The organism is Oceanobacter sp. ABM4_470, from assembly GCF_056158645.1.
The window spans coordinates 2,671,374-2,687,542 of record NZ_JBSWTR010000001.1 but is presented as its reverse complement, the minus strand read 5'-3'; the positions used below and the strand labels follow the sequence as shown (position 1 = coordinate 2,687,542).

Genomic DNA, 16,169 nt, shown 5'->3' with positions numbered 1-16,169 from the left:
CCATGAAGCGAACGTATGTTTCAAACACTTGTTTGAAATTATCAAAGGTTAAGATGGTCCTCTGCTAACGACCATCAGATATAAAAACAAACAGCTACACTGATAACTGAATTTGAGTCGGAACTCCCAAACCGGCCAAACAACGAGTAAGGCGACGAGGTAAACGAGATGCCAGATTACAAAGCTCCCCTGCGTGAAATTAAATTCGTAATGGATGAACTGCTGGATATGCCGTCGCACTACGCCAGCATTCCAGCCTATGCGGAAACCGCAACGCCGGAAATGGTTGATGCCATCATTGCTGAAGGTGCCCGTTTTTGTGAGCAGGAGTTGGCGCCACTGAACCGTGTTGGCGACACCGAAGGTTGTGTGCGCAATGAAGAAGACGGCTCGGTGAAAACCCCGACTGGCTTCAAGGAAGCCTACGCCAAATTCGTTGAAGGCGGTTGGCCTTCGCTGGCCCACGAAGAAGAGTGGGGCGGTCAGGGCCTGCCGGAGTCCCTTGGCATTGTTATTTCTGAAATGGTCGGTTCTTCCAACTGGTCATGGGGCATGTACCCGGGTCTGTCTCACGGTGCGATGAACACCATCGACCTGCACGGCACCCAGGAACAGAAAGAAACCTACCTGACCAAACTGGTATCTGGTGAGTGGACCGGCACCATGTGTCTGACCGAACCTCACTGCGGTTCTGACCTGGGTATTCTGAAAACCAAAGCTGAGCCAAATGCCGACGGCAGCTACAGCATTACTGGTACCAAAATCTTTATTTCCGCTGGTGAACACGACATGGCCGAGAACATCGTCCATATCGTACTGGCGCGTCTGCCGGGTGCTCCGGAAGGCACCAAGGGCATTTCCCTGTTCATCGTTCCAAAGCAGCTGCCAAACGAAGACGGCACGCCGGGTGACCGCAACGCCGTGAGCTGTGGCTCGCTGGAGCATAAGATGGGCATCCACGGTAACGCCACCTGCGTGATGAACTTCGACGGTGCCAAAGGTTGGCTGATTGGCCCTGAGAACAAAGGTCTGAACTGCATGTTCACCTTTATGAACACCGCCCGTATCGGTACTGCACTGCAAGGTTCTTCTGCGATGGAAGCGTCTTTCCAGGGCGCACTGGCTTACGCTAAAGAACGTCTGGCCATGCGTTCCCTGACTGGCCCGAAAGCACCGGAAAAAGCCGCTGACCCGATTATTGTTCACCCGGACGTGCGTCGTATGCTGCTGACCCAGAAAGCGCTGAACGAAGCCAGCCGTGCGCTGGTGTACTTCGCTTCCCAGCAGAACGACATCGTCAAGAAAGCAGAAAACGAAGACGAGCGTAAAGAAGCTGAAGAACTGCTGAGCTTCCTGACGCCAATCGCCAAAGCCTTCCTGACAGAAGCGGGCTGCGAAGCCACCAACCTGGGCATGCAGGTTTACGGCGGTCACGGCTTTATCGCCGAGTGGGGCATGGAACAGCTGGTGCGTGATACTCGTATTGCCACCATCTACGAAGGTACCACCGGTATTCAGGCCCTCGACCTGTTGGGTCGTAAGGTGCTGATGACCCAGGGTGCCAGCCTGCGTCGTTTCACCAAGATCGTTCACAAGTTCTGCAAAGCTGGCGGTTCCAGCAAGCAGGTGACCAAGCTGCAAAAAGCACTGGCTGAAGTGAACAAAGAGTGGGGCGACCTGACCATGAAAATTGGTATGGGCGCGATGAAAAACCGTGACGAAGTGGGTGCAGCAGCAGTGGATTACCTGATGTACTCCGGTTACATCGTACTGGGTTACTTCTGGGCACGTATGGCCGAAGTGGCGCAGCAGAAACTGGATGCAGGTACCACGGAAGAAGCCTACTACAAGGCCAAGCTGCAAACGGCCCAGTTCTACTTCGACCGTATTCTGCCGCGCACCAAGGCCCATGCAGTTGCCATGACAGCTGGCTCTGCCAGCCTGATGTCCCTGCAAGAAGACGACTTTGCTTTCCTGTAAGCAGGTCTTTCTGTAAGGCATTGCTGCCTTCATACACCACATCAAAGCCGCTCACCCGAGCGGCTTTTTTGTGGCTCGTCCGATGGCAGTCGCTGCGGGTCTCATCGCACCTGCAAGACTGAACCGTTATGTCGGTCGGATAAGCTTGCGCCATCCGACAAAACGGCTGGGCACAAAAAAGCCAGCGCGAGGCTGGCTTTCAAGTCGGTGAGTTAACGCGCCGGTTCAGGCGGTGTGGGCGGTTGGCCCGGAGCGACGCTTGCTGTCGACGCGACGCTCGTGGATTTTGCGAATCTTGCGCTGGGCCTTGTCGAAGGCATTGCGCACGGCAAAATACATATCCTCATGCTCTGGGCTGTCGTGACTGTCGTGGGTAATTGCCACGGTCTCGCCGGGTAAACCGACTTCCAGAGATACATGCGCCAGTCGGCCCTTGTAACTGTGGTTGTGTGGCATGGCGACGACGGCGCGAATGCCGGTGATGTCGTCATAGGTGGAGGTGAGTTTGTCGGCTTTTTCGCGAATGGTGTTCTCAATCGCATCTGAATGTTCGATGTCACGAAAACTGATTGCCAGACCTTTCATAAACGCTCCTTAGTAACAAGCATAAGGCGATGCCGGATATTCGGCGGTGGGTGACGGCGTGTTGACCTGTCGCCCGCGGTTTATTTGCTGGCATACGAATGGCCGGGCCTTGTTGACGATGGCCTCAGTCTTTACCGCATGCCCTGTTCGGATTGCGTCCTCCTCTTTGGTAGCCAAAGTTGTAGAGTGTAAAAACCTTAAAAATCATAGGCTTGATAGCTAAATTCTGTTTTTGCCAAAGCCTGATTTTGTGATCATTCGGAAGTCGATTTGTTCCGCGACTTCACCTTCAGATTACATCAAGTTGTCATCACGTCAATCGTCTGGTTGTCATATTTGTGTGAATAAACGAGCCAAATTGATGTGGGTTTGTGGCTCAGCCAAATGAAATGTGGCTTTGTTCATAAGTCTGTTGACTAGAGTGTTTCAAGCTACGGCGCGGGTTGGATGCGTGTTAGTCTGGCGGTTCAGGACCCTCTGAATAACCCGGTGCCCGCTCTGGATGACAGGGCGACGCTGAGTCACGAAGCTGATTTGCAGGCCTGACGGGTCAAGTCAAAAATCAGCGACACAGAGTCAGCAAGGCCCTGCCATCCCCTTCGGGCGCGGCCAGCAGGCTGTCATACCGGTATTGGCGAATCGGAAAGGGCCAGCCATTCCGCTGTATCCGCTGCCTTGTTCTGACACCCTGGAGGGCTTGCGCAGAGCTGTGCAGGGTTGCTCAGAGGGTCCTTAACTGACAGGAATTCAGGTCATGCAGGTATATCCAGTCAAGGTCGTTTTTTTTGATCTCGACGACTCTTTGATTAACAAGGATGCTAATAGCCTCTGGATCAAGTGGCGGGTTCGCCGCGAACGCTGGGCGCTGGTTGAAGCCACGCTGGCTCTGGCGTCGTTGTACCGTGCCTACAAGAAAGGCCGGGTGACTCACTGGCGCCTGTCGCACTATTACAAAACCCGCGCTCGCGGCATGGCTCTGACCGATTACCAACAACGGGTGGACGAGTTTTTTCTGGAGCGTGGCCATCTGCATATCTATCCCCAGGCGGCTTCCTTGCTGTACGGCTACCAGCGTCAGGGCATTGAGCCGGTGATGATTACCGGTGCCGACGAGTACGTTGCCCGGGCCTACGCCGACGCGCTGGGCATTCAGCACGTTATCAGTAACCGTCTGCGGGTGGTCGATAACAAAATCACCGGTTTACAACGACCGCTGTGTTACGGCAATGGCAAGGTGGGGCTGGCGCGAGCGTTTCTGCGCGAGCGGGGCCTTCGCTTCAGTGATGCCGCTTTCTACACCGACAGTCACGCCGATTTGCCGTTACTGGAACGGGTTGGTCAGCCGGTGGTTTTGAATCCCAACAATCGGTTGCGTGAAGCTGCGGAATTGAACGGTTGGCCGTCGCTGGACTGGCGTAACTGAGCGGCGTTTTGTTGGGCTGGCCGCTGTGCCAGAAACGGCTTGCTGGCTTGCTTGCCGTGTTTCGGTCATCTGTTATGATGCAGGTCTTGTCAAAATAATTATCCGGGAGCTCGTGGTGTTTTACCCACTCAACTGCCCTCTGCAAAAAGGTCAACTGCTCGTCCGTCGATGGTGGTAAACGCATCGCCTATCTGCCCGCGTGGGCATCTCTAATTGCGTTTACAACTTCTATCAGGTTCCTACCCATATGACACTGCAAGAATTTAACTCACTGGTTGAGCAGGGCTATAACCGTATTCCTGTTGCACGCCAGGTGTTGGCTGATATCGACACGCCACTGAGCACTTACCTGAAACTGGCCAATGCGCCGTATTCCTACCTGTTTGAGTCTGTCCAGGGCGGCGAAAAGTGGGGCCGTTATTCGATTATTGGCTTGCCTGCCCGCGAAGTGATCAAGGTCTCTGGCCATCGTGTGACGCGCCTTGAAAACGGCCAAATCGTCAGCGAGCTGGACGTAAAAGACCCGTTGGAATACGTCTCCGAATTGCAACAAAGCTACAAGGTGCCCGACCTTGAAGGTCTGCCACGTTTCCAGGGTGGTCTGGTCGGCTACTTTGGTTACGACACCGTGCGTTACATTGAGCCGCGCTTGATGAAAACCTGCCCGCCGGATGAAATCGGCACCCCGGACATCCTCTTGATGGTGTCAGAAGAAGTGGTGGTGTTCGATAACCTCAGCGGCAAGCTCAACCTGATTGTACTGGCCGATCCAGAACAGGACGACGCTTACAACAAGGCCCAGCAACGTCTGGAGCAGCTGCGCGAAACCCTGCGGACGCCGTATTCCGGCCCAATCGGCCAGCCTTTGGCGGAATCCCGTACTGTTGCCGAGGAAGATTTCCAGTCGGTGTACGGTGCGGATGAGTTCAAGTCGGCGGTGGAATCGGTCAAGGAATACGTGCTGTCCGGTGACATCATGCAGTGTGTGCTGTCGCAGCGCATGCAGGTGCCATTCAGTGGTGATCCGGTCAATATCTACCGCGCCCTGCGCACCCTGAATCCGTCGCCTTACATGTATTGTTTGCACCTCGACGACTTCCACGTAGTGGGTTCTTCGCCGGAAATTCTGGCGCGTCTGGAAGACGGCGAAGTCACCGTGCGTCCGATTGCCGGTACCCGCAAGCGTGGCGATACCCCGGAAAAAGACAAGGCGCTGGAAGAAGAGCTGCTGGCCGATCCGAAAGAAATCGCCGAACACCTGATGCTGATCGACCTTGGCCGTAACGATGTCGGTCGGGTGGCGCAAACCGGCGAGGTTAACCTCACCGAACAGATGGTGGTCGAGCGTTACAGCCACGTGATGCACATTGTGTCCAACGTCACGGGTCAGGTAAAAGAAGGCATTACGGCCATGGACGTGCTGCGTGCAGTGCATCCGGCTGGCACCTTGAGCGGTGCTCCAAAAATCCGTGCAATGGAAATCATCGACGAGTTTGAACACACCAAGCGTGGCGTTTACGGCGGTGCCGTGGGGTATTTGAGCTGGAACGGCAACATGGATACCGCTATCGCCATTCGTACTGCGGTGATCAAGGACGGTGTGTTGAACATTCAGGCCGGTGCCGGTCTGGTGGCCGATTCGGTACCTGAGATGGAATGGCAGGAAACCCTGAACAAGGGCCGTGCGATGTTCAGAGCCGTGGCTCTGGCCGAAGCCGGACTGGATCAGTGATCCGTCAGTTTCCCGAATAGCCGTTCAACCGAATTTTAGCGCGGCCGCACAGGCTGGCCGCGATGGAGCACAACATGCTGGTAATGATTGATAACTACGACTCTTTTACCTACAACGTCGTACAGTATTTTGCGGAACTGGGTGCCGATGTGCGGGTGTTTCGCAATGACGAAATCACCATTGAAGAAATCGAAGCCATGAACCCGGATCACCTGGTGATTTCACCGGGGCCATGCACGCCCAACGAAGCCGGTATCTCGATGGAGGCCATTCGTTATTTCGCCGGCAAACTGCCGATTCTGGGCATTTGCCTGGGTCACCAGTCCATTGGTCAGGTGTTTGGCGGTGACATCGTTCGCGCCGGGCAAGTGATGCACGGCAAGCTGTCGGCCATTCACCACAGCGACAAGGGTGTGTTTGCCGGGCTGACCAATCCGTATCAGGCCACCCGTTACCATTCGCTGGTGATCGACAAGGACACCATTCCGGACTGCCTGGAAATTACCGCCTGGACGGAAAACGAAGATGGCTCGATGGAAGAAATCATGGGCGTACGTCACAAGGAACTGCCGATTGAAGGCGTGCAGTTCCACCCGGAATCAATTCTTACCCAACACGGCCACGATTTGCTGAATAACTTTCTGCAAATGCGACTGGATTGAACAGGAGACCAAAATGGAAATTCGTGAAGCCTTGTCCAAAGTGGTCGAGCGTGAAGACCTGACCACCGAAGAAATGATCGACGTGATGAACCAGATCATGACCGGCCAGGCCGATCCTGCCCAGGTGGGTGGTTTTCTGGTCGCCCTGCGCATGAAAGGCGAAACCATCGACGAAATCGTCGGTGCCGTGAAAGTCATGCGCGAACTGGCCAGTGGGGTTGAAGTACACCCGCTGCACGCCGTCGACATCGTCGGCACTGGCGGTGACGGTGCTAACATGTTCAACGTCTCTACCGCGTCTTCCTTTGTGGTGGCAGCGGCCGGTGGCAAGGTGGCCAAACACGGCAACCGTGGTGTGTCTTCCAAATCCGGCAGTGCCGATTTGCTGGAAGCGGCCGGTGTGAACCTGCAACTGAACAGCGAACAGGTTGCCCGTTGCATCGAAGAACTGGGTGTCGGCTTTATGTTTGCGCCAATGCACCACAGCGCCATGAAGCACGCCATTGGTGTGCGCAAGTCGCTGGGCATGCGCACCGTATTCAACATTCTGGGCCCAATGACCAACCCGGCCGGTGTGCCGAATCAGGTGATTGGTGTGTACTCAAAAGACCTGATCAAGCCGATTGCAGAAACCCTGCAACGTCTGAACGCTGGCCACGTGCTGGTGGTGCATTCCGACGAAGGACTGGATGAGATCAGCCTGGCGGGTCCAACTCACGCCTGTGAACTCTACATGGGCGAGCTGCGTGAGCTGACCATCACCCCGGAAGACCTCGGCATTGAGCGCCAGAGTCTGGAAGGCCTGAGCGTTGATGGCGCCGAGCAAAGTCTGGAGCTGATCCGTGACGCACTGGGCAAACGCAAAACCCCGGCGGGTGAAAAAGCCGCCGACATGCTGGCGCTGAACGCCGGTGCGGCGATCTACGTTGCCGGTTTGGCGATGAACCTGAAAGACGGTGTCAGCATGGCGCAGGACGCGATTTACTCGGGTCTGGCACTGGAAAAAATGAAAGAACTGGCGAGTTTCTCTGAATACCTCGCTGAAGACGCGCAAAGCTGATAGCCAGCAAGGTAACTGACAGTGAACAACGATACGCCAACCATTCTGAAAAAAATCCTGCTGACCAAGCAGGAAGAAATTGCCTTGCGCAGCAAAAGCCTGCCATTGAGCGAGCTGAAGGCTCAGGCACTGGATATGGACCCGGACGCGCTGCGTGGTTTTCACGCGGCGATGAAAGCCAAGGTCGACGCCGGTTTGCCAGCGGTGATTGCTGAAATCAAAAAAGCCTCGCCATCAAAAGGCGTGATCCGCGAGAACTTTGTCCCGGGTCAAATCGCCGAGTCCTATGAGAAGGGCGGTGCTGCCTGTTTGTCGGTGCTGACCGATGCCGAGTACTTCCAGGGCCATGAGGACTACCTGAAAGAAGCCCGTGCAGCCTGCTCGCTGCCGGTAATCCGCAAGGATTTTCTGGTTGACCCTTATCAGATTTATGAAGCCCGTCAGATCGGTGCTGACTGTGTACTGCTGATTGTATCGGCGTTGTCCGACATGCAGCTGCAGGACCTTGAAGGTCTGGCACTGGAGCTGGGGCTGGATGTGCTGGTTGAAGTGCACGATGCCAAGGAGATGGAATCCGCACTGAAGCTGCAAACGCCATTGCTGGGCATTAACAACCGCAACCTGCACACTTTCGACGTGACCCTGCAAACCACCTACGGCTTGCTGGACATGGTGCCACAGGGCAAATTGCTGGTAACCGAGAGCGGTATCTTTGGCCGCGATGAAGTGGCTGAAATGCGTCAGCACAACGTTCACGGTTTCCTCGTTGGTGAAGCCTTTATGCGTGCTGAAGAGCCAGGCGAAGAGTTGCAGAAGCTGTTCTTCTGAATGGGTTTCTGAATGGATTGAAGGGCCGTTTGAAAAGCGGCCCTGAAGCCCTGCCCAAAACGAAAAAAGCGCTGATATGTCAGCGCTTTTTTGTATCTGCTCGATGAGCATCGGCGGTATGAAGGCAGGGATTAACGAGTGCCGTAAACCACCATGGTTTTGCCTTTCACAGACACCAGTCCACCGTCTTCCAGATCTTTCAGAACCCGACCAACCATTTCGCGGGAACAACCCACGATGCGGCCAATTTCCTGACGGGTAATCTTGATCTGCATACCGTCCGGGTGGGTCATGGCATCTGGCTGCTTGCTCAGCTCCAGCAGCGTGCGGGCGACGCGGCCAGTCACGTCCATAAACACCAGGTCACCGGCTTTGCGGGTGGTGTGGCTCAGGCGGTTGGCCATTTGACGGAACAGCTTGAACATCAGTGACGGGTTCAGTTTGACCATTTCTTCGAACTTGGCGTAGCTGATTTCAGCCACTTCACATTCGGTTTTGGCTTTCACCCAGGCGGTGCGTGGCGACTGTTCTTCTTCAAACAGGCCCATTTCACCGAAGAAATCCCCCGGGTTGAGGTAGGCCATGATCATATCGCGGCCGTCTTCATCTTCGATGATGACACTGACCGATCCTTTGACCAGATAATAAAGAGTGTTGCTTTCCTCGCCAGCGTAAATCAGCGTACTACGTGCAGGGTAACGACGACGATGACATTGGCTCAGGAAGTCTTCCAGGTAAGGGTCCTTTTGCGGCGGTTTAACCAGGCTCATATCGGGCTTCCAATCCATTTGCGAAATGATGAAACAATCAAGCTAAAGAAGCGCTTCAGTATCTCACTCTATCGCTCGTTCTGTTAGCGATTTTGCTTCAGGCGGTGACGCCTGTCACAAACAATCGGTGCAGTTTGTTAAGTAGCAGCTTGAAACCATATCTGTAACTGTGGCTGCGATTCAAGCGCCTGTTCCGACTGCGTCAGTCATGACCGGTTCCCTGTCATTGCCAAAACAGCACAATTTTTTTGCAATCACCATGGCCCAAAAAGCCGGGCCGCAGCCGCGTTGTAGAGGGACCTTTGTTTTAACTGACTTCCTTCTATGTGATACCCTCCGCAACCTTGAATCGTCATGCGTTGTGGCGATGGTGACTGGTCGGGAAGGACATATGAAAGCAGAAATCAAATGGGTAGATGGTGCCATGTTCCTGGGCGAATCCGGCAGCGGTCATTCCGTTGTCATGGATGGACCGGAAGATCACGGCGGTCGCAACATGGGCGTACGGCCGATGGAAATGTTGCTGCTGGGTCTGGGCGGCTGCACCAGCTTTGATGTGATGAGCATTCTGACCAAGCAACGTCAGCAGGTGACCGATTGTGTGGCCTCCATCGAAGCAGAACGCGCTGACAGCGTACCGTCGGTATTCACCAAAATTCATGTTCACTTCAAGGTGAAAGGCAAGGACCTGAAAGCCGCAAGCGTCGAGCGTGCGGTGAAGCTGTCGGCCGAAAAATACTGCTCAGCATCCATCATGCTGGAACAAGCGGGCGTGGAAATTACCCACAGCCATGAAGTGATCGAAGACTGACAGATCGACAACATCTGATCGATATAGGCTGCCGGGGCTGCCTGGCAACCGTTTAAAACCTGACTCCACCGCTTTGCGGGGTAATTGAGGACACTCTATTGAACAACAAGTTGCGCCTTCACGGCTTCAACAACCTGACCAAATCCCTGAGCTTCAACATCTACGATATTTGCTATACGCAAAACGAGAAAGAACGTCAGGAGTACATCAAATACATCGACGAATTATATAACGCAGACCGTCTGACCCAGATTCTTGGGGATGTAGTGGATATTATCGGTGCCAACATTCTGAATGTGGCCCGTCAGGATTATGAACCGGAAGGCGCAAGCGTAACGATTCTGATCGCAGAACACGAAGTACCACCCAGCGAAGACCTGATGGAAGAAAAGCCAGGTCCGCTGCGTGATTCTGTGGTGGGGCACCTGGACAAGAGTCACGTGACTGTTCATACCTATCCTGAAAGTCACCCGCATGGTGGTATCAGTACCTTCCGAGCCGACATCGACGTGTCTACTTGTGGTCTGATTTCACCGCTGAAAGCGCTGAACTACCTGATTCACTCGTTCGACTCCGACATCGTGACCTGTGACTACCGGGTGCGTGGTTTTACCCGCGATGTGGACGGCGTGAAGCACTACATTGATCACGACATCAACTCGATCCAGAACTACCTGACCGAAGATACCCAGAACGCCTATCAGATGATCGACGTGAACGTGTATCAGGAGAACACCTTCCACACCAAGATGCTGTTGAAGGACTTCGAGCTGGACAACTACCTGTTTGGTGAAGCGGCACAAAACCTGTCAGCCGAAGAGCGTACGGAAATTGAAGGCAAGCTGCGTCGTGAGATGCTGGAAATCTTCTACTCCCGCAATATGCCAGAGTAAGTGCTGGTAGGTTGCTAGCCAGGTAGCTAGGTAGGTAGTTTGCAAAACGGCAGCCTTTGGGCTGCCGTTTTTGTTTCTGGCTTGGCTCTGAGGCAGGGCTGGCAGATTAGTACTGCCAGCCGCCATTGAGGCTCCAGTGCCAGCCGGGGTTGGCGTCAACGGTGAAGTTGGCTTCGTCAGACTGGTAACGCTCACCACGCTGATAGGTAAACTTCAGCGCGCTGTACCAACCGCGCTCCTGGCCCCAGTGCAAGTGCCCCTGAAACCGACCAGTGCGCGAGGTATGAATGCTGACTTCGCCGTCGTCACCGTTGGCAATTTGCCGTGACTGCCCCTGATGTTGCCAGCTGACGCCAGCGTTCAGTCGACGGTTAAACCAATGCGACAACGACAGCTTCCATTGGCTGTCGGGGGTCTGGCTGATGCGTGAGCGGTTGCTGCCATTGATCTCGCTGTCGTGCTGGACTTCGGTTTTGAACAGGCTGCCTGAAAGCGCCAGTGTAAAGGGCACACCGAACACTTCCGGGCGGCTTTCATAGCTGGCCGAAATCGCGCGTATTACCGTCGGTTGGTCACTGTTATTGGGCGTGATGGTGGTCATGCCGGTGCTGTTTTGGCTGCTGCGTTCAAACTCGTAGTACAGCGCTCGACTGATCAAACGCTGACTGACGGCAAGGGTAAAGCCGTAGTGGTGAGCGGGCTGGTCGGGCTGAAAGCGGCGGCGGTATTCAATACGGCTTTGGGTGGTGATTTCGTCATCCAGATCCGGATTGCCGAGCCAGGTGGTGCTACCCGAGCCACGCACCTGGTGTTCAATGCGGTCGACCGCTGGAATCGGCTTGACGGACTGGCCGATCGACAAGGCAATGCTCTCGCGATCATCCAGTTGATATTCCAGTGTGCTGTTCGGCAGCCAGGCGGTGCCGGTGGCAATGTCGCTGTCGCTGCCACTCTGGTTTTGCTGTTTCAGCTCGTAGCTGTCGACGCGCAAGCCAACCGTCAGGCGGGTATCCGGGGTAACCTGCCAGTGGTCGGCCAGATGGCCTGAGAGACGGTTTTCCAACAGCGACAAGGATTGCACCTGACTGTCCGGTTGTTGCGGGTTGGACAGCCGTGACGACATCTTGCGAATCAGCCAGGAAGCACTGCCGGACCAGCGGTGCTCATCCCAGGTTTCACGAATACGCCATTCCAGTTTGTATCTGTGCTGGCGATTGCTGTCGTCAAAAAAGTCGGAGTTCACGTCTTCGGTGGTTTGCTGGCCTGACAGCATCAGCCGACTTTTGATGGTGTCCCAGTTGATGCTGGTTTGCAGATTCCACAGTAGCATGGCGTTGTGACTGTCGTAGTCACTGGCGCCGAGGTCTGGCTCGTGGACGTTGAAACGCAGCGACAGCGGCAGGGCGTTTTGCTGAAACTGACGGCGGCCCTGCAAGTACAGCAGGTTGGCCGCCCAGCTGGCGCGGGCGTTGCGCATGCCGCGATAACCGGCGCGCAGAAACAGATCCTGTTGTTCCCGTTGCTGTTGCCAGCGGCGACGACTGTCATCGGTAAAGTAGCCACTGACGGTGTCGCTGAGCTGGGTTTTTGAGGCCGCTAATTGCCAGTGTTCGTCAGCACCGCTGGCCAGATGCAGGGAGCCACTGTGATTGCTGCGCTGGTCGCTGGTGGCCGGTAACCAGCTCACGTCCAGTTGCTGGCGTTCTGATTGTTTCAGAATAACGTTGATGGTGGCCGCAGCGCCGCCGCCAAAGTCGCTGTCGTAACCGGGGTTGCGACGCACTTCAATGGCTTGTACTTCGCTGAAGGGAATGCGGTCGAGTAGTCGATGCAGACTGTTGGCGCTGGACTGCACCGTGATGCCGTTAATCTCAACTTGCTGGTAGTCGGAATTAAGGCCGTCGATCAGCAGATCGTCAGTGGCCAGTGCGGTTTTGACCCGCCCGGCGCCGGCAATGCGGGTCAGCATGTCCATGGCGGTATCAGGGTGGCTGGTTTCAAACCAGCTGGCCTGATACAGGCGTTCGGCAGCTTGTGGCGCACTGCTGCCAAAGATAATCAGCAGCAGTGCAGCAAGCCGAGGTAGCCGAAAGCAGGTGAGCCTACTTGAACGGAAGGCGGCAGTGGTCGGCGTAACATCCATAGGGCCTTCCTTAAACAGCGGAGCCAGATAGTGGTAATGAAGCTAATTAGCGGCGATGAGCTGGGTCAGCGGCGCAGGCGAATCACCTTGAAGCCACGGCCGCTAGCCATTTCCTCTATTTGGGAAAAGTGCCCCTTGGCCAACTCTTCGTATGGCAGGTGACGGTTGGCCACCAGCCAGACTTCGCCGTTCACAGTCAGGTGATCACGGGCCTGACGGAACAGGGTTTCAACAATGCTGTAATCCGTTTCCTTGCCGCTGTGGAACGGCGGATTGGATAAAATATAGTTGAAACGACCGCTGATGTCGGCCAAACCGTCGCTTGGCACAATGGTCACTTCCAGCCCCTTGCGGGCGCTGTTCAGTGCGGCGCTGCGCAGTGCCATGGCGTCGACGTCTGACAGGGTCATGGTGGTTTTGTCGTTCACAGTGGTCAAACCGATGATGCCGCTACCACAGCCAAGATCCAGAGCATTGCCATGCAGTGGCGGCAGGGTTTCCAGCAACAACTCGGTGCCAGCGTCGAGGCTGCCCTGGCTGAAGACGCCGGGCAACGACAGGAAAGAATCGTCTTTATACGGGGTCGGTTTGGCCAGTCGCAACCAGTTGAAGCTGCCTTCCTGTGGTTTCAGCAGGGCCGACCACAGCGAACAGCGACGGGCGCTGTCCTGTTTTTCGCAGTCAGCCAATGATTTCAACGCGTTGTTGATGCTCTTGCCGCCAGCGTCATTGGCACCAACGATCCAGAGTTCAGGCAGGTAGCGGTGGTCCGGTGTTTTGGCCAGTTGCTCAACCAGAGCTTGTGCCAATACCTTGGACTTTGGCCACAGCAGAATCACTCGTTCGGTGTTGTCCGGCAGCTCGTTATCCGGCACCCCAAAGCTGACCTTGTTTTCGCCCAGTTGGCGTTTGGCATTCTGGTAGGTGGTCCAGTTCCAGCTTTGCAGGCTGACACCGGTGTCGCGAGCCAGTTTTACCCAGTCGGGGTCGAGGTTGGCTTCGGCGCTGATCACCAGCGTGCGGTCGGTGTGTAAATCTTCGTGGCGGCACAGTAGTTGATACGGGGCCTGGCTCATGCCGTCATTCCTTCAATAATATCGCGAACCGTGAGGGCCGCATTTTGTAAATCGTCCGACATCAGCGGAATCAAACCGGCTTCTTTCAGGCGCGGGTGGGCGTCCATGGCAGCGCCAATCACAAACACCGGCATGCCGGTTTCGATGGCGACCTTACGGTATTGCTGCACGTGGTTGCTGTCGGGCATGCGTTCAACCTGCAGCACCATCACTGGCCACTGCTTGCATTCCTTGATCAGCTGAATGATTTGCTCGGCGGTGGTGAGGTGGGACAAGTGGGTAATGCCCAGACCAAACTGACGCACCAGCAAGCCCACAAACAGCAGATCAATTTCAGAATCGCGGGTGCAGTTGGCGATCAATACCCGGGTATCTGCGGGTTGGCTGTTGTCAGACAGACGCCACGCCAGTCGCGAATAGAGAAACGACTCGTACAAGCTGATGCGGGCAGGGCCAAGAGAATGGGTGGACTGCTCACGCAGCTGCTGGGCAAAGGGGATAAACAGAAACCGCAGCGCCATTTCGACCGGGAAGAACTGGCACACTTCGTCGAAGGTCTTCGCCAGTGCTCGCTCATCAAATTGCTGGCAGGCGTTGGCCAGTTGTTCACGGTACACCTGCCACTGCGATGGTTTACTGACGCCAGTGCCGGAGTCGGGCAGGGTTTCGCCGTTGGCGACCATAGCCTGAGCCTGGGAAATAGGAATGCCGCGGTTCAGCAAGGAAACAATCTGCTTGATCAGCTTGATGTCCTGCTCGGTGTAGAGGCGGTGGCCTTTGGCGGTGCGTTTGGGTTCGATCAATCCATAGCGACGCTCCCAGGCGCGCAGTGTGATTGCATTGATGCCGGTTTCGGATGCTACGACGCGGATTGGGTAATAAGCCGCAGTCGACTCGGAACTACTGCCAGTCATGATAGGGCGCTCGTGCTTGGCAAGCGGGACAGGTGCTTGCGGACGTGGAAAAGATCAAACAAGGTAAACAACCAATATACAAGGTTGTACAGATTCTATTCGTTGCTATCGCTAATGTAAAAACCCGCCGCGACTTTGGCGCGTCAATACTTGACCCGACGCGCCATGCTGATTACTTTTCCAGCATCATACGCGGAGATATTTCATGTTTGACCAGCCAACAGACCCGCAGGGCCCAATCAACCTCGATCTGCTTAAAAAAGCCGTCGACGCTTCCAATGATGGCATCGTCATTGCGGAACAGGAAGGCGAAGACAACATCCTGATCTATGTGAATAAGGCATTTGAGCGGCTCACCGGCTACAGCGCGGATGAAATTCTCTACCAGGACTGCCGTTTCCTGCAGGCTGGTGACCGTGAGCAACAGGGCATTGAAGAGATTCGTCAGGCCATCAAGGAAGGCAAGCCGGCCCGGGTGACCCTGCGCAACTACCGCAAGGATGGCTCGATGTTCTGGAACGAGTTGAGTTTGTCACCTGTGTACAGCGAAGATGAACAGTTGATGTATTACATTGGTGTACAAAAAGATGTATCGGAATTTGTCGAGCTGAAACGCCAGTTCGAGGCGCTGCAGGCCAAGCAAAGCTGACAGCTACAAAGCTGACAGCCACAAAAAAGCCGGGGTAACCCGGCTTTTTTGTGCGTGCTGTTTGAACAACCGTCGCTTAGCCCTTGTAGGCAGCGGCAGATTCTTCGATCAGCTTGCGAGCGTCGTCGGCATTGCCCCAGTCGCGGACTTTAACCCACTTGCCAGCTTCCAGATCTTTGTAGTTCTCGAAGAAGTGAGCAATCTGGTCACGCAGCAGTTGAGGAACATCGTTGATGTCCTGAACGTCGTCGTAGATCTTGGTCAGCTTGGTGTGAGGAACGGCCAACAGCTTGACGTCTTCGCCACCCTCGTCTTCCATGTTAAGAACACCCACTGGACGAGCGCGGATCACGGAGCCTGGCTGTACTGGGTAAGGAGTCACAACCAGAACGTCCAGAGGGTCACCATCACCCGCCAGAGTATCGTTGATGTAGCCGTAGTTGGCTGGGTAGAACATCGGGGTTGCCATAAAACGGTCAACCATCAGGCAGTCCATGTCCTTGTCAATTTCGTACTTGATCGGCGCATGGTTAGCAGGAATTTCAATTACCACGTAAACGTCGTTTGGAAGGTCTTTGCCTGCGGACACTGAGTTGTAGCTCATGTTGTTTTCCCTTGGTCAGTGTTTGGTTTGGGCCGGATT

The 16,169-nt window shown here is 55.1% G+C and carries 15 protein-coding genes; 9 read left to right on the top strand and 6 right to left on the bottom strand.

Features of this window, described 5'->3' with window-relative positions; genetic code table 11:
* Positions 1–168: 168 nt before the first annotated feature.
* Positions 169–1,980: an acyl-CoA dehydrogenase C-terminal domain-containing protein gene (locus ACXADJ_RS11775; RefSeq protein WP_475066090.1), complete on the top strand. Its 1,812-nt coding sequence runs from the start codon at positions 169–171 to the stop codon at positions 1,978–1,980.
* A 225-nt stretch (positions 1,981–2,205) separates the two neighbouring features.
* Here the strand turns inward: ACXADJ_RS11775 and ACXADJ_RS11770 are convergent, their stop codons facing one another.
* Complete coding sequence (locus ACXADJ_RS11770) at positions 2,206–2,565, bottom strand: HPF/RaiA family ribosome-associated protein (protein WP_036537444.1); 360 nt, start codon at positions 2,563–2,565, stop codon at positions 2,206–2,208.
* A gap of 754 nt (positions 2,566–3,319) precedes the next feature.
* Between ACXADJ_RS11770 and ACXADJ_RS11765 the strand changes: the two genes are divergently transcribed.
* From ACXADJ_RS11765 to trpC, 5 genes are all read left to right on the top strand, one after another.
* On the top strand, positions 3,320–3,988 hold the full coding sequence (locus ACXADJ_RS11765) for an HAD family hydrolase (RefSeq protein ID WP_475066084.1): 669 nt from the start codon (positions 3,320–3,322) through the stop codon (positions 3,986–3,988).
* A gap of 247 nt (positions 3,989–4,235) precedes the next feature.
* Positions 4,236–5,720, top strand: a complete 1,485-nt coding sequence (gene trpE, locus ACXADJ_RS11760) for an anthranilate synthase component I (RefSeq protein WP_475066082.1) — start codon at positions 4,236–4,238, stop codon at positions 5,718–5,720.
* 74 nt (positions 5,721–5,794) lie between these two features.
* Positions 5,795–6,382, top strand: a complete 588-nt coding sequence (locus ACXADJ_RS11755) for an anthranilate synthase component II (RefSeq protein ID WP_475066078.1) — start codon at positions 5,795–5,797, stop codon at positions 6,380–6,382.
* A gap of 13 nt (positions 6,383–6,395) precedes the next feature.
* On the top strand, positions 6,396–7,442 hold the full coding sequence (trpD, locus tag ACXADJ_RS11750) for an anthranilate phosphoribosyltransferase (protein ID WP_475066074.1): 1,047 nt from the start codon (positions 6,396–6,398) through the stop codon (positions 7,440–7,442).
* 21 nt (positions 7,443–7,463) lie between these two features.
* Positions 7,464–8,270 (top strand): indole-3-glycerol phosphate synthase TrpC, encoded by an 807-nt coding sequence (gene trpC, locus ACXADJ_RS11745; protein ID WP_475066070.1) that lies wholly within the window; start codon positions 7,464–7,466, stop codon positions 8,268–8,270.
* Between the two features lie 131 nt (positions 8,271–8,401).
* Here trpC and crp read toward each other — a convergent pair whose 3' ends face one another.
* A complete protein-coding gene (gene crp / locus ACXADJ_RS11740) occupies positions 8,402–9,040 on the bottom strand; it encodes a cAMP-activated global transcriptional regulator CRP (protein WP_036537441.1) in 639 nt (212 codons plus the stop codon).
* A gap of 391 nt (positions 9,041–9,431) precedes the next feature.
* Between crp and ACXADJ_RS11735 the strand changes: the two genes are divergently transcribed.
* Both ACXADJ_RS11735 and speD read left to right on the top strand, forming a co-directional pair.
* A complete protein-coding gene (locus ACXADJ_RS11735; RefSeq protein WP_028294930.1) occupies positions 9,432–9,851 on the top strand; it encodes an OsmC family protein in 420 nt (139 codons plus the stop codon).
* 98 nt (positions 9,852–9,949) lie between these two features.
* Positions 9,950–10,744 (top strand): adenosylmethionine decarboxylase, encoded by a 795-nt coding sequence (speD, locus tag ACXADJ_RS11730; RefSeq protein WP_475066064.1) that lies wholly within the window; start codon positions 9,950–9,952, stop codon positions 10,742–10,744.
* Between the two features lie 106 nt (positions 10,745–10,850).
* On the opposite strand, the gene ACXADJ_RS11725 is transcribed toward speD, so the two are convergent.
* The 3 genes from ACXADJ_RS11725 to ACXADJ_RS11715 form a co-directional block, all read right to left on the bottom strand.
* Positions 10,851–12,887 carry a TonB-dependent receptor plug domain-containing protein gene (locus ACXADJ_RS11725; RefSeq protein WP_475066062.1) on the bottom strand — a complete coding sequence of 679 codons (2,037 nt, stop codon included), beginning with the start codon at positions 12,885–12,887 and terminating at the stop codon, positions 10,851–10,853.
* A gap of 65 nt (positions 12,888–12,952) precedes the next feature.
* Positions 12,953–13,963: a methyltransferase gene (locus ACXADJ_RS11720; RefSeq protein ID WP_475066059.1), complete on the bottom strand. Its 1,011-nt coding sequence runs from the start codon at positions 13,961–13,963 to the stop codon at positions 12,953–12,955.
* Entirely contained in the window at positions 13,960–14,877 is a 918-nt protein-coding gene (locus ACXADJ_RS11715) for a MerR family transcriptional regulator (protein ID WP_475066057.1), read from the bottom strand. Before ACXADJ_RS11715 ends, ACXADJ_RS11720 begins: the two co-directional genes overlap by 4 nt.
* 205 nt (positions 14,878–15,082) lie before the next feature.
* Here ACXADJ_RS11715 and ACXADJ_RS11710 point away from each other — a divergent pair, with 205 nt between their 5' ends.
* Entirely contained in the window at positions 15,083–15,526 is a 444-nt protein-coding gene (locus ACXADJ_RS11710) for a PAS domain-containing protein (RefSeq protein ID WP_475066055.1), read from the top strand.
* A gap of 76 nt (positions 15,527–15,602) precedes the next feature.
* On the opposite strand, the gene ppa is transcribed toward ACXADJ_RS11710, so the two are convergent.
* The gene (gene ppa / locus ACXADJ_RS11705; protein WP_028294925.1) at positions 15,603–16,130 is read right to left on the bottom strand and encodes an inorganic diphosphatase; all 528 of its coding nucleotides are present in this window, start codon (positions 16,128–16,130) and stop codon (positions 15,603–15,605) included.
* Between the last annotated feature and the right edge of the window lie 39 nt (positions 16,131–16,169).